This is a genomic window from Algoriphagus iocasae (genome assembly GCF_014206875.1).
GTDB lineage: Bacteria > Bacteroidota > Bacteroidia > Cytophagales > Cyclobacteriaceae > Algoriphagus > Algoriphagus iocasae.
Genome location: NZ_JACIJO010000005.1, coordinates 147,243 through 162,220 on the forward strand (window position 1 = coordinate 147,243; position 14,978 = coordinate 162,220).

A 14,978-nucleotide genomic window follows, 5' to 3' on the forward strand; every position below is an offset into this window, starting at 1 on the left:
TTAGTGTAAATAATAGGGACTGATCATTAAATAGACAATAACGCCTGTGATGGTCACATATAACCAGATCGGATAGGCAAATTTAACCAGTTTTCTGTGTTTTTCACGCTGATCTGTATATCCGTAATAATAGGCAAACAAAATCGGGAACAAGGCTATGGCTGCAAATGCAATATGGGTTAGCAGCAACACGTAATAAACAGGCCTAATCCAACCTTCCCCTCCAAAACTTGTGCTTTCTGCAGCGCCATGATACACGACGTAGGAAACAAGGAAAATAGCTCCCAACACAAATGCAACACTCATAGAAGTCTTGTGGTAGGTTATGTTTTTCTGTTTAATAAAATACAAACCACTCAGCAAAGCAATCGTAGCAGCTGAATTAATTACAGCATTCAAATGAGGTAAAAAGTAAACCCAATCGCTTCCTACATTTACTTTTGCAGGCATAAATAACAAAACAGCAACTGCAACCGGAATAATCACAGAGATAGCAACAATCCAGTTTTTAACTTTTTTCTCGTCCTGAAGTAAGGTTGATTTATTGGTTTCCATAAAGTAAAATCTTTGTCTCTAACATTAACAAATCCACATCCTCTCTGTTCGTACCGCTGTAATATCCTCTTATTCTCCCCTGCTCATCTACCAGTGTGAATTTGTCACTATGAACAAAATTATCCGGGATTCCTTGGCCATCTAAAGCAGGAATCACGAATCCACAACGGGCCAATTCGTAAGTCGTCAATTTATCGCCAGATAGAAAATCCCATTTCCCTGATTCAGCATGATGCCTTTCAGCATACTCTTTTAGAATTTCCGGCGTATCGAATTCCGGATCAATACTGATCGAAAGAATTTGAACTCTTGGCTCATCACGAAACATGTCATTCACCCGCTCCATCTCTTCTGACATCACTGGGCAAATACTTGGGCATGAAGTAAAGAAGAAATCAACTATTGTGATTTTACCTTCCATATCCGCTTTGCCGGCCGGTTGCCCATCCTGATTTATAAAAGTAAAATCCGGGATATAATGTTGTGTAGTGTCAGAGACTGCACATTCTTTAAATGGGTTTTGCGTCCCTTTCTGATAATAAATCGGGATATCATAGGTATTGGAACCAAATCCCTTTAGAAACATGAATATGAGGACTGGTATCAATAAGATACATACCAAGACCATTCCCTGTAAAATCCGTATTCCTCTCATAATAAATCTTAACAAAAAAGAAGGTTGAAGTGTCTCTCTTCAACCTGCCTTTTTTCTGTTTTTTTTATTTTACCAGCGCATCAGGAATATCTCAGATCCCTCTTTTGCCAAGGCAATTAAAAGCCAAATCAAGAAAATCAATGGCACAATGATCGAATAAAATAATGGTTTCACTTCATCACCAAGGTGCATAAACTCAAGCATGATGTATCTAGCTTTCCAAATGGTCAAAGCAATGAATAGAAAATAAAGGATTAGTCCTCTATCCATGGTAAATGCCATGATGAATTCTGCTACAGTGATAGCTAAAAGAATTCCGGCAGTTTTCCAGATCTTTTTGATTTTCTCTTCGTTCCGAGGATAAACCTCCAGGGTCGATTTATTTTGTTGAATTTCCATAGTTTGAAAATTTTAAAGCTTAGATCAAATAGAATAAGGTGAATACAAATACCCATACCAAGTCAACAAAGTGCCAGTACAGACCGATTTTTTCTACCATTTCGTAATGTCCTCTTCTGTCATAGATACCTACAGCAGCTTGGTAGAAGCAAAGGAATAATAAGAATACACCGATGGTCACGTGGAAACCGTGGAAACCTGTAATGAAGAAGAATAACTGCGCAAAAGAAGCAGGTCCATATTCATTTACTGTTAGGTTTGCACCATGCACCACTTCAGATACTAGATTATTTAATGAATTAATGTAGGTAAGGGCACTTCCACCATCTGTACCGTGGATAAAGTGATTCCACTCCCAAGCTTGACATCCCAAGAAGGTAGCACCTCCCAAAATCGTCCACAACAACCACTTCACTACATCATTTCTATCATTTCTATGACCAGCTTCCACTGCCAACACCATTGTCACAGAAGATGAGATCAAGATGAATGTCATAATCCCCACAAATACCAATGGAGCGTGTACTCCATGTACAAATGGGATGGCATCAAATACCAATTCAGGTACTGGCCAGTATTCATTAGATCCTACAAAATCACCAGCAGGGCCGGCATAAGCTGGATAGCTCACTCTTATCGAAAGATAAGTAATCAGAAACGCAGCAAAAGTGAAAATGTCGGAGAGTAGGAAGAACCACATCATGAGTTTTCCATAGCTGGCTTTCAGAGGTTCGTTACCACCTCCCCAAATGCCTCTTTTCGAGCTTACTCCAATAGCAGTAGAATGCGCAGACATAAATTATTGATTTGTACTATAGTTATTTTAATGATTCAAAAGCAAAAACATAAACAGGTAAAGCCAAAGCCCACCCAGAAAATGCCAATAAGTTGTTGCCATTTCCATTCTGACCATTGACTTAGAATGAATTTGGTAACGGAAACTTGAAATTAATACAATAATCAGAAATATCACACCACTGATTAAGTGAAGGGCATGAAGACCGGTGAAAACATAAAGAAATGATCCCGATGGATTCCCAACAAAGAAAACTTCCTCATCCACCAATGCTACCCAAGAATACCATTGACCAATTAGAAAAGCGATTCCAAGAACCACCGCTCCAATCAAACCTATTTTCAATCCTCCAATATTATCCTTCTTCGCAGAATAATATCCATACTGAAGGAATACACTACTCAAAACTACAATTCCTGAGGTTACCCAGAATATTTGAGGCAGATCATATTCTAACCAATTTCCTTCTGATTGTCTTACAATATAAGCAGATGTCATCGCTGCGAAAATCATCACGACGGTTACCATAAATAACCAAAGCGCGAATTTCTTTGGATGCATAGAAATCGGCTGCTCGACTAAATCAACATACTTTAGTTCCTGTTCCATTATTATGGCATTTTATCTAGTAAGTATGCAATCTGAACAATCGGTAGGTACAAGAAAGAACCGAACATGATTTTCAAAGCTGATTTTCTTGAACAATCTCTCATCAAAGAAAAAGTCTGAGCTAAGAACAATACACCGCAAACTGTCGCTACAATTCCTGAATTCATACCAGTCAAACCAAAGTAACTTGGAAGTAAACCTAGCGGTAATAAAAACAGGGTATAGATCATAATTTGAATAGCGGTATTCAGATCTTGACCCCCACCACTAGGTAGCAGTTTAAAACCTGCCTTCTTATAATCTTCATCACTTACCCATGCAATTGCCCAAAAATGAGGGAACTGCCAGATAAATTGAATTCCGAAGATGATTAAAGCTTCGTATGAAATACTACCTGTTGCAGCTGTCCAACCTAACAAAGGAGGCATTGCACCAGGAATAGCTCCAACAAAAACTGCAATTGGCCCTACTCTTTTCAGCGGGGTATAAGCAAATACATAAAGTACCATACTTAAAACACCAAGCCAAGTCGTCAATGGATTAGTAAATATCCAAAGTAGGCTGATGCCTAAAAAGGCAACAATAAAGGTAAACCAATAAGCTTCTGTAAGAGAGATAATCTGTAAAGGAAGAGGACGTTTCTCCGTTCTCTTCATTAATTTATCCAAATCACGCTCCATGATTTCATTGGCAGCACCAGAAGCGCCACTGATTAGAAATCCTCCCAAAGCCAATCCTAAGAAACTGGACCAGCCAAAGGAACTTCCTGAATCTCCAAGGATAAATCCAAATACAGCAGAAAAGGTCACCAAAGCAGACAATCTGAATTTTAACAATTCATAATATGCCTTAACTCTCGTGATAACCAAATGATATATACTTTGGTCAGTTACTCCAACTGTCCTCATTATCAATTTATTTTTAATCGATACTGTTTGTGCTCTCGCAACTGTAGGATCAATAAATATTGAACTCCTACTATTAATGTCCCCAACAGCAAGTGTAGAGGTTGAAGAAATGCAGGAATTGCAAAATATGCCATCCCGATTCCCGTGGCAATCTCAAGGATTACCAAAATCATCAAAAGCTGAGACCATAATGTGATGCTGGATTTTCTAAGAACATACTTAAATGCCCAAAAGAAATACAACAAATGAACTCCCAACAAGATGAGTGAGAAAGATCTATGAATGAAAAAGGGCAATCCCAATTGTTCGATCCATGTTCCTCTCATCATATTTCCAAGCGAAGCCGAAATTTGATCAATTTCCTCCCTTACTTGAGTTCCCAAAATCACTTGAACAAGCATAAGAATCAAAGCAGAAATTAAAATCCATTCGATTTTCGAAGGAACATCCATTTCTACTCCCTTTCCAGTTTGCAAATTACCTGCTCTATGATATAAATAAATCAAAAGCATTACCTGAAGGATTGCAAGCATCATATGAAAGGTGATCATCCAATGCAGAAGATTGGTCGAAACTACCAAAGAACCGATCCAACCTTGGAATAAAACCAAGACAAGAGCGGCTACTGAAAGTATTGGAATCCATTTATCTTGTTTCCAGAGAGGAAATGATTTCCAAACGGTCAAAATGATAAAGAATCCGATCAATACTCCAATCAGACGGTTGATATATTCAATCCAGGTTTTTACAGGATTAAATTCCTGTTCAATAAGGATTGATTTATCATTTGCTATCTGATTTGCAGTTTCAGAAAATCCAAGCTTTTCAAGGGTAGCCACAAACCTTTCGTTTTTGGCAATTCTTTTTTGAAGGTATATGTCTTGGTAATTAGCGGGTAACTGATCCACGTTTGTAGGTGGAATTACGCTCCCAAAACATTTAGGCCAATCCGGGCATCCCATGCCAGAACCTGTAGTCCTGACAATTCCTCCGACAAGGATCAGAAAATAAACAGCTATCACAGTTAGAAAACTAATCCTGCGAAAGCTGTTTACTTGTTTTTTAGTGTTTGGACTCATTTGCCACCAAAACCTCTTCCTCTTCCTTCATGATCTCCATTTCCAGTTTTACCTGCTCTTGCTCATGTGGCAAGTTAGATTCTGGAGTCGCAGAAAGCGGCACAGTTTGAGGGATGAAATCTTCTTCCGCTCCAGGCTTAGAATAATCATAAGGCCACCTGTAAACTGTAGGAATTTCTCCAGGCCAGTTTCCGTGACCAGGATGAAGTGGTGTAGTCCACTCCAAAGTATTTGATCTCCATGGGTTCAAGGTTGCTTTTCTACCTCTATACATGCTGTAGAAGAAGTTGAACAAGAAGATGAACTGAGCAGCGAAAGTGATGATTGCAGCAGCAGAAACAAACATGTTCAAATCAGTGTACATGTTGGCAAACTCGAAGTTAGTCCAAGAATAATATCTTCTTGGGAAACCAGCGATTCCAATGTAGTGCATTGGGAAGAATACCATGTAAACACCTACGAATGTCAACCAGAAGTGGATATAACCCAATTTCTCGTCCATCATTCTTCCAAACATCTTAGGGAACCAGTGGTAAACCCCTGCCAATAGGCCAAAGAAGGAAGCAGAACCCATTACCAAGTGGAAGTGAGCGACTACGAAATAAGTATCGTGTAATTGAATATCAATAGCAGAGTTTCCTAAGAAAATACCCGTCAAACCACCGGAGATAAAGAAAGAAACCAAACCAATTGAGAACAACATCGCAGGAGTGAATATCAAGTTACCTCTCCATAGAGTTGTTAAGTAGTTAAATACTTTTACTGCAGAAGGAACAGCAATGATCAATGTCAAGAACATGAAGATAGAACCTAAGAAAGGATTCATCCCTGACACGAACATATGGTGTGCCCATACGATGAACGATAGAATGGTAATACCAAGCATCGAAATAATCATCGCTTTATAACCAAAGATTGGTTTTCTAGAGTTTGTTGCGATTACTTCAGATGTAATACCTAGAGCTGGCAACAATACGATGTAAACTTCAGGGTGACCTAGGAACCAGAATAAGTGCTGGTAAAGTACTGGGCTACCACCAGTGTTTGGAAGAGCTTCACCATTGATATAGATATCAGATAGGTAGAAAGATGTACCAAAACTTCTATCGAAAATCAAAAGAAGAGCTGCAGCAACCAATACTGGGAAGGAAAGCAAACCAATAACCGCTGTTAAGAAGAAAGCCCAGATAGTCAAAGGAAGTCTTGAGAAAGACATACCTTTTGTTCTTAGGTTAATAACAGTAGTAATATAGTTGATACCACCTAGTAGAGAAGAAGCAATAAACAAGGTCATCGCAACTAACCACAAAGTCATACCCAAACCTGAACCAGGAATAGCTTGTTCCAAAGCAGACAAAGGTGGATAAACAACCCATCCACCACCTGCAGGACCTGTAGGGATAAATAATGAAATAAACATAACCACACCGGAAGCAAAGAAGAACCAGTATGAAAGCATGTTCATAAATCCAGAAGCCATATCTCTAGCTCCAATTTGCAATGGAATCAAGAAATTGGAGAATGTACCACTCAAACCTGCAGTCAATACAAAAAATACCATGATAGTACCATGCATTGTTACAAGAGCCAAATAGAATGTAGGGTCTAATTTACCAGCTTCATCAAGCCAACCTCCTAAAAGAGGGCGAAGAAACTCAAGACTCATGTCTGGGAAACCAAGTTGTAATCTAAACAAGATAGAAAGGAAACCTCCGATCAATGCCCAGAAAATACCTGTTACCAAGAACTGCTTACCGATCATTTTGTGATCAGTAGTGAATATATATTTTGTTACAAAATTATCATGATGCTCATGATCGTGATGATCATCGTGAGCTGTTTCATGACTTGCGACAGATGCTGTTGACATAATCTCTAATTTTGTTAATTACCTTCGCTAAATTAATTTTCTGCAAGTTCCTTTGCCTCAGCAGGAATTCCTTCTGCTAGAGAAGGGTTCATCTGAATAAAAGATCTCTGTTCTGCAAACCATTTCTGGTACTCTTCCGGCTCTACTACTTGTATAATTTTTCTCATAGAGAAATGTCCTCTTCCACAAATCTCTGTACAAGCAATCTCATACTCAAATTCAGGATTTCCGGTTTCTTCACGCATTTCTGCAGTTGTCTTAGTAGGAACAAACCAAAATCTGGTAGGCATACCTGGCACTGCATCCATTTTCAATCTCATGTGTGGAGCAAATACAGAATGCAATACATCTCTCGCTCTGATTTTAAATAAAACAGGCTCTCCTTTAGGAATTACAACTACCGGAGAAGGGAAATCATCCATTGCATTCTTATCGGTGAAATCAACACCATGAGCATTGGTAGCAGAGGTAAGTCTGTAGTCATAATCTCCCAAGACATTGTCTTTTCCTGGATATCTAATATCCCATTGGAACTGAGAACCCATGATTTCTACTACGTGAGCATTTTCCGGAGCAGGAGCAGTAATATCTGACCATGCCATCCAACCCGTAATAACCAATCCAGCCAAAACTACACCTGGTACCAAAGTCCAGATAATTTCAAGCTTGTTGTTATCAGGATAGAAAGTCGCTTTGCGATCTTCTTTGTATTGGTATTTGTAAGGGAAAATAAATAGCAATACGTGTGTAATCAAGAATACTACGCCAGTCACTGCCATGGTAACCCAGAACAGGCCATCTGTCACTACACCATGCTCGGAAGCAACAGGTAGTTCGTAGTTATCAAATTCTTTAATCGAATACCAAAACATTAAAAATCCAGTACCCAATAAGAACAGAACAAATAAAATTGCATTCACCTTATTACTTCCTGTTGCGATCTTTTTATTTGACCCTTTTACAACAGAAACCAAAGATTGAATTCTATAAACCATCCAAATTATGGATAGTAACAAAAGAACTCCTACTGCGATAAGAAATCCGTACATAGCTTAATTTTTTCGGCTAATAATTAAATGTGATGATGATAGCTTTCTTCTAGCATTGGGTGATTTTTAGGAATCAAATTCCCTTTAGCTAATCCGCCCAAAACTACCAAAGTAACTGCTGATCCATAAACTAGGAACATTCCTATTTCCATAAATCCAATTCCTCCATTGTGACCTAAAGTACCTGGCTGAACCATCAAGAAGAAATCTACCCAGTGACCAGCGATGATCAAAGTACAAACTAACTTCAGGAAGATGCCGTGTCTTTTTGCATCTCTAGTCATCAAGATCAAGAATGGCAAGAAGAAATTCATTGCTAGGTTCACAAAGATATATGGACCATAAACATCACTTGAAAGTCTCTCTATGAAATACACGGATTCTTCAGGAATGTTTGCGTAATAGATCAAAAGAAACTGAGAAAACCATAAATAAGTCCAGAAAATGGTAAAACCGAATACGAATTTACCCAAATCATGCACGTGGTTTTCATTCACCATCTCTAGGTAACCTCTGCTCTTAAGGAAAATCACCAACAAAGTGATAGCCGAAAGTCCAGAAACAAACCAAGAAGAGAATACATACCATCCAAACAAGGTTGAGAACCAGTGAGTGTCGATAGACATCACCCAATCCCAAGCACTGATAGAAGAGGATACTGCAAAAAAGATAATGAAATAAGCAGACCAGCTTCTCATTTTAAACCAATGAGAGGTTCCTCCCAATTGATCTTCTTGTGCTGAAATCTTTTTGAATTTATTAAAGAAGAAAACCCAGAAACCAAAGAATAAAACCATTCTTAAGATATAGAAAGCAGGGAAAGATCCTTTAGCCATTGGCCAGTAGAAGAATGCCCCTTTTCCATCGATGATTTTATCGTATTCCGGAGAGTTAGTATCAAATAAATAAGCGTGAGTCCAGTGAAACAAATCATGATTTGCAACGAAGAAAGTCACAATCATCAAAATTCCTGCATATGGCAACCAGTTACCAAATGAAAGCATCACTCTAGAAATCGGAGCGGACCATCCAGCCTGAGCAGCATATTGTACTGCAAAGAAGAATACTCCAATAATTGCTATACCCGTGAAATAAACATTGTTGATCCAAAGATTAGCATAAAGACGCTCGTACCAATGGAATGCGTGTCCTCCTGCTTCCGCAGCTTCTTCGTGGTGACCACCAAAAATTGCCATCAGGATACCGATGACTAACAATGCTGCACCAATGATCAATACCGTAAAGACCGACTTCTTAGTGGCTGCGGTAAAATCAAATTTTTGATCCAAATTATAATGCTGTACGTCGTGAGCCATAATTAATTTGCTGGAGTTTCTACTAATGATTCTTGGCCTGCCTCAGCAACAACTGCATTATCAGCATTTTGGCCTCCTTGAAGCTTTTGTTTCACATAGTGAACAATCTTCCATCTATTTTCTGGAGTAATCTGAGAACCGTGAGCTCCCATTCTACCTTTACCTTTAGTGATCACGTGGAAGATGTGTCCTTCGGATAAACCGACATAAGCTCCACCTTTCAAGTTTGCTACACCACCGATAATATTTCCAACTGGACCATCACCTTCACCACCTTGACCGTGGCAAGGAGTACAATAAAGTCCAAATAATCTTTGTCCTTCTACCAACACCTCATCATCCAACTTGATAGGATTCTTCACATTTGCACTGGCAATGTCAATTTCAAAAGCCTTATATCTATAAGGAAGGTAACCTTCTTTATTTCTAGGAACAGTTCCTTCAACAGGCTCTCTCATATTCATACCATGTGGGTTATAAATATTACTGTTAAAGAATTCACCTTTTCCATCTTCTCTGGTAGACAACCATTCACCTCTAGTCTCATCTTTGATCTGAGTCAATGGCTCGTATGCTACAGAGTGATACATCTGTGGGGCGTATTCCAATCCCTGATTATCACCGCCAGCTTTACAAGCCACCAATGATATACCAGCAACAGCAATCCCCAATAAACCTAATGTCTTAGCAATCTTCATTTTTCCAGAATTACTATTCAAAACTTTTATTATTCACCTCTGTAGCACCGGAAGATTTAAGGATCTCCTGAATTTTAGCTACTTCCATACTCGTATTATTCGCAATATCAATTGCCATGATATGCTTATCATCCGTACTTCTCAAATCAAAGATTCTAGGCTGAGCCCAAGGCTTCAAATTAGAGCTGATCATAAATACACCCACCATACCGAATGCCGCCAATAATACAGTCAATTCGAATGTTACAGGGATAAAATCAGGAATAGCAGCATGATCTTTACCACCAATGATCATCGGCCAGTCAAATCGCATCATGTACAATTGCATGGTCAAAGCCAAGGTAGTTCCTAACATTCCGAAAAGGAATGCCGCAATAGGAAGACGGCTTCTTTTGTATCCAAGTACATCTTCCAATCCATGAACTGGATAAGGAGTATATACTTCATGAATTTTGACACCGCTAGTTCTTACTTCAGAAACAGCATGGAGCAATACGTCTTCATCGTCGTAAACTCCCAAAATAAAATTCTTATCTCTTTCCATGATTATTTACGAACTTTTTCAGATGTAGACTTCAATACTGATTTTACTTCAGCCATGTTGATTACCGGGAAGAATTTGGCAAACAAGAAGAATAAAGTAAAGAACAATCCGAATGTGAATAAGTAAACTCCAACGTCTGTAATAGATGGGTAGAACATAGCCCAAGAAGAAGGAAGGTAATCTCTGTGAAGAGAGGTCACGATAATTACGAAACGCTCAAACCACATACCGATGTTTACTACAATAGACAAAGCGAAAGTCGCAATGATGGATGTTCTGATTTTCTTCACCCAGAATAACTGAGGAGAGATAACGTTACAAGTCATCATGGACCAATATGCCCACCAGTAAGGTCCAGTTGCACGGTTAATAAATGCATACTGTTCAGCTTCTACTCCAGAATACCAAGCGATAAAGAATTCTGTGATATAAGCGATACCTACAATAGAACCTGTAATAATGATTACGATGTTCATCAACTCAATGTGAGTCATCGTGATGTAATCTTCCAGTTTAAATACTTTTCTGGTGATAATCATCAAGGTCAATACCATTGCAAAACCTGAGAAGATCGCACCAGCCACAAAGTATGGAGGGAAGATCGTGGTATGCCATCCTGGTATTACTGAAGTTGCAAAGTCAAAGGATACAATCGTGTGTACTGAAAGTACCAAAGGAGTAGCCAAACCTGCAAGAATCAAAGAAACTGATTCATATCTCATCCAAGTTTTGGCAGCGCCATCCCAACCAAAGGAAAGTGCTCCGTAAATAACCTTTCTCAAACCTGTTGCTCTGTCTCGGATTGTGGCAAAGTCTGGAATCAAACCGATGTACCAGAACACCAAAGAAACTGAGAAATAAGTAGAGATCGCAAATACGTCCCAAAGAAGTGGAGAGTTAAAGTTTACCCAAAGCGAACCAAATGTGTTTGGAAGCGGAAGTGCCCAATAAGCTCCTAACCATGGTCTACCCATGTGAAGCACTGGGAACATCGCAGCACAAATAACCGCAAAAATTGTCATCGCTTCAGCTGCTCTATTGATAGAAGTTCTCCACTTCTGTCTGAAAAGTAGCAATACTGCTGAAATCAATGTACCTGCGTGACCGATACCAACCCACCAAACGAAGTTGGTGATATCCCAAGCCCAACCTACTGTCTTGTTCAATCCCCACATCCCGATGCCTTCCCAAACGGTGGCTGTCACTGCAATTAATCCTATAGCCAAAGTACCAGCGGCTGTTAAGAAGGCAAGAAACCAAAGCAATGTTGGCTTTCCTTCTACCTGACGGGACACATCATGTGTCACATCATGGTAGGTTTTACCTCCGGTAACTAACGGCTCACGTACGGATGAAGTAACCTGCATAGTTTATAAAATTATGATTACGCTTCGTTTTTGTCTTTATTTCTGATTTTGGTGAAGTACCAAACGTTTGGACTAACGTTGATCTCCTCCAATACGTGGTATGCTCTTTCCTCATTTACTTCTTTCAAAGCAGAAGTGGTGTTCTCTTTGATCTTAAGCAATTGTGAAACCTTAGAGTTTGAATCATTCATATCTCCAAACACAAGGGCATCAGTAGGACAAGAAACAGCACAAGCTACGTTGATTTCTCCATCCTGAACTTTACGCTTCTCACGTTTCGCTGCTAGTTTACCAGCCTGGATTCTCTGCACACACATAGAGCATTTTTCCATAACACCTCTAGCACGTACAGTCACATCTGGATTCAATACCATCTTACCTAGATCATCATTTTGAGCTACATTGACAGCAAAGTCTTTGTTGTCATGGTATTTGAACCAGTTGAATCTACGTACTTTATAAGGACAGTTGTTTGCACAATATCTTGTTCCAATACATCTGTTGTAAGTCATCTGGTTTAGACCCTCAGAAGAGTGGGTCGTTGCAGCAACAGGACAAACAGTCTCACAAGGAGCGTTGTTACACTGCTGACACATCATCGGCTGGAATGTAACTTCAGGATTTTCAGAAGCGACTTCCATTCCTCTCAAATCATCCGCAGGAGCATCAGAAGAATAATAACGGTCAATTCTGATCCAAGCCATTTCTCTTCTATTCAAGACTTCCTGCTTTCCAACTACTGCCACGTTGTTTTCAACCTGACAAGCAACAGAACATGCAGAACATCCAATACAAGAGTTCATGTCGATAGCAAGACCCCAGTGATGTTGAGAATATTGGTGACCTGACCAAAGAGAGATTTTGCTTGGTTTCACAAATTCACCGTCTTTGTAGATCTCTGGGTGGTATCTACCAGCACCAGCATCATTTTTATATTCAGCAAGAGTTGCTTCCTGAATCACATTCTCACGTCCCATAAAGGTTTGGTGAGTCTGAGTTCTAGCAATTCTATAAGCTTCGCCAGTAGCAGCAACTTCTACTCCGGCAGTAATATCAAAGTTTACAAAACCTTTAGAAGCGTCAAGCAATTCGTAGGCATTCACCCCTACTCCATTTGCAACTCTTCCCGCCTTTGTTCTACCATATCCCAATGCCAAACCGAATGTTCCTTCAGCTTGTCCTGGTTGTACCAAAATTGGAACTACCAAAGATTTGCCATTGACAGAGATAGAAGCTTTTGAAGTTTCACCTTCGATCATGGTTACCCCATTTTCAGAAGCCCATTTCTGTGAAACTGTCAAATAGTTATCCCAAGTAGCTTTGGTAATTGGATCAGACATTTCCTGAAGCCAAGGCACGTTAGCGAAAGTACCGTTACCGATACCTACTTTCGTATACAATACCAATTCAGCACCAGCATTGTCTGCTTTGTAGGTTTTTGCAACTGCAGCTGCAGCGGCACTCACATCTCCAACAGGAGCTAAAGGAGCGGTAGCAGTAGAGTTAATTGCAAAAACACCATTATATAAGGAGCGATCCCAGAATTCCTGGAAATCAGATCCTGTTTCAACTTGCGTGAAAATCTCAGATTCCCAGTTCAGTTGAAGGTATTCGTAATAATTTGAAGCTGCACCAGACCAAACCAAGAAAGAATCCTGAGCTTGTCTTGTATCAAACAAAGGAGAAATGGTAGGCTGTGCCAAAGAGTAATGTCCTTTCTTCGGTTCGAAGTCATTCCAAGACTCAAGGAAGTGATGATCTGGAGCTACCATTTGTACCAAGGAAGCTGTCTCATCCATGGTGCCATTAGTAGCGATACTTACCTTTGCTTTAGCAATACCTTCAGCAACTTCAGCACCTCTCGCAAAATCATAAACTGGGTTACAGTTATAGAAAATAACCGCTCCAACTTGTCCACCTTTCAATTCATTCACGAATTGGTTCATGCGGGCATCATCACCTTTACGGAAATTAACCGGAGAGTTAAAGTCTACTGTAGTTCCATTAGCACCTAAAAGTTCATTGATTGCATTTACTACAACCTGAACATTTGGATCATTTGATCCTGAAACTACCAAACCAGCAGACTTTGCAGTCCAAAGGTCATTTGCAGCTTTCTCCAAGTGTGCTACCTCAACTGCAGGAGCAGAAACTGTTGCAGCACCGGCTTTTTTAGCAATCGCATTATATAAAGCCAAAACTGCCAACCCGCTTTGAGAAGCTTTGATCGGAGTTCTGTAATCTGCGTTAGCACCAGTTAAGGAAAGATTGGATTCAAACTGATAATGTCTGGACATTTCAGGCTTTTCCTTGCTGATCTTTCTTGTTTTAGCATACTGTCCAGCAAATTCGATAGGAGAAATCCAAGTACCTAGGAAGTCAGCACCGAATGAAACGATGGTTTTAGCTTTGTCGAAAGAATAAGAAGGGATCACTGCAGAACCATAATAGGTTTCAGCAGCCTTAGAAATACCATAATTAGAAATCGGATCATATTGGATCACCTCAGCTCCTCCAATTGAATCAGACAATTGCTGAATCGCTTTAGAAGTAGAAGGAGAAAGAATGGTGTTAGAAACGATTTTTACTGAACCTGCAGAAGCAAGTTTTGATTTCACCTGACCATCAAGGGTAGCCCAATCAGACTTTTCACCTGCGATATACGGTCCAGTTAATCTTTGCTTATCATAAAGAGAAAGAACAGATCCTTCTACGATAGCATTGACTTTACCTTTATTAATAGGAGAAAGTGCGTTTCCGTCAATTTTGATAGGACGACCTTCTCTTGTTTTTACAACGATTGATGCATAATCACCTCCTGATGAGAAAGTGGATGCATAATAATTAGGGATAGATGGGTTGACATCAACCGGCTTATTCACATAAGGAATAGCCTTTCTAACCGGAGCCTCACAAGCTGCCAAAGATGCAGCTGCCAAGCTAAATCCCATCAACTTGAGAAAATCTCTTCTGGAGGCACTGCCATCCTCACTCAGTGAAGAAGGAAGTTCTGCGAACTCCTTATCGGCATGCTTTACAAACTCCGGATCGTTGCTAAGTTGCTCTAGCCCTTTCCAGTAGGTTTTTTTATTTTCCTTCATTTTATGATCTAGGAATGAATTTGCAAAAAGGA

Annotated in this window: 14 protein-coding genes; all 14 read right to left on the reverse strand. The window is 39.6% G+C overall.

All coding sequences use genetic code 11. The features are described 5' to 3' along the window. The gene (locus FHS59_RS21935) at nt 1-555 is read right to left on the reverse strand and encodes a DUF420 domain-containing protein (protein ID WP_184498271.1); all 555 of its coding nucleotides are present in this window, start codon (nt 553-555) and stop codon (nt 1-3) included. Further along, the gene (locus FHS59_RS21940) at nt 542-1,210 is read right to left on the reverse strand and encodes an SCO family protein (protein ID WP_184498413.1); all 669 of its coding nucleotides are present in this window, start codon (nt 1,208-1,210) and stop codon (nt 542-544) included. The genes FHS59_RS21935 and FHS59_RS21940 overlap by 14 nt, the downstream gene beginning before the upstream one ends. Nucleotides 1,211-1,279: 69 nt before the next feature. Beyond that, nucleotides 1,280-1,609, reverse strand: coding sequence for a cytochrome C oxidase subunit IV family protein (locus FHS59_RS21945; protein WP_184498273.1), 330 nt, complete (start codon nt 1,607-1,609; stop codon nt 1,280-1,282). A 19-nt stretch (nt 1,610-1,628) separates the two neighbouring features. Further along, a complete protein-coding gene (locus FHS59_RS21950; RefSeq protein WP_184498275.1) occupies nt 1,629-2,405 on the reverse strand; it encodes a cytochrome c oxidase subunit 3 in 777 nt (258 codons plus the stop codon). Nucleotides 2,406-2,432: 27 nt separating this feature from the next. Further along, nucleotides 2,433-3,014: a cytochrome c oxidase subunit 3 gene (locus FHS59_RS21955; protein ID WP_184498277.1), complete on the reverse strand. Its 582-nt coding sequence runs from the start codon at nt 3,012-3,014 to the stop codon at nt 2,433-2,435. Nucleotides 3,015-3,016: 2 nt separating this feature from the next. Then, the gene (gene cyoE, locus FHS59_RS21960; RefSeq protein WP_184498279.1) at nt 3,017-3,922 is read right to left on the reverse strand and encodes a heme o synthase; all 906 of its coding nucleotides are present in this window, start codon (nt 3,920-3,922) and stop codon (nt 3,017-3,019) included. A gap of 2 nt (nt 3,923-3,924) precedes the next feature. After that, nucleotides 3,925-5,001 carry a COX15/CtaA family protein gene (locus FHS59_RS21965; RefSeq protein ID WP_184498281.1) on the reverse strand — a complete coding sequence of 359 codons (1,077 nt, stop codon included), beginning with the start codon at nt 4,999-5,001 and terminating at the stop codon, nt 3,925-3,927. After that, complete coding sequence (locus FHS59_RS21970; RefSeq protein ID WP_184498283.1) at nt 4,985-6,871, reverse strand: cytochrome c oxidase subunit I; 1,887 nt, start codon at nt 6,869-6,871, stop codon at nt 4,985-4,987. The genes FHS59_RS21965 and FHS59_RS21970 overlap by 17 nt, the downstream gene beginning before the upstream one ends. Before the next feature lie 32 nt (nt 6,872-6,903). Further along, nucleotides 6,904-7,920, reverse strand: a complete 1,017-nt coding sequence (locus FHS59_RS21975) for a cytochrome c oxidase subunit II (RefSeq protein WP_184498285.1) — start codon at nt 7,918-7,920, stop codon at nt 6,904-6,906. A gap of 23 nt (nt 7,921-7,943) precedes the next feature. Beyond that, complete coding sequence (locus FHS59_RS21980; protein ID WP_184498286.1) at nt 7,944-9,236, reverse strand: quinol:cytochrome C oxidoreductase; 1,293 nt, start codon at nt 9,234-9,236, stop codon at nt 7,944-7,946. 2 nt (nt 9,237-9,238) lie between these two features. After that, on the reverse strand, nt 9,239-9,934 hold the full coding sequence (locus tag FHS59_RS21985; RefSeq protein WP_184498288.1) for a c-type cytochrome: 696 nt from the start codon (nt 9,932-9,934) through the stop codon (nt 9,239-9,241). A 13-nt stretch (nt 9,935-9,947) separates the two neighbouring features. Continuing rightward, entirely contained in the window at nt 9,948-10,478 is a 531-nt protein-coding gene (locus FHS59_RS21990; RefSeq protein ID WP_184498290.1) for a DUF3341 domain-containing protein, read from the reverse strand. Between the two features lie 2 nt (nt 10,479-10,480). Further along, nucleotides 10,481-11,845, reverse strand: coding sequence for an NrfD/PsrC family molybdoenzyme membrane anchor subunit (gene nrfD, locus FHS59_RS21995; RefSeq protein WP_184498292.1), 1,365 nt, complete (start codon nt 11,843-11,845; stop codon nt 10,481-10,483). A gap of 17 nt (nt 11,846-11,862) precedes the next feature. Next, a complete protein-coding gene (locus FHS59_RS22000) occupies nt 11,863-14,946 on the reverse strand; it encodes a TAT-variant-translocated molybdopterin oxidoreductase (protein WP_184498298.1) in 3,084 nt (1,027 codons plus the stop codon). Nucleotides 14,947-14,978 lie beyond the last annotated feature (32 nt).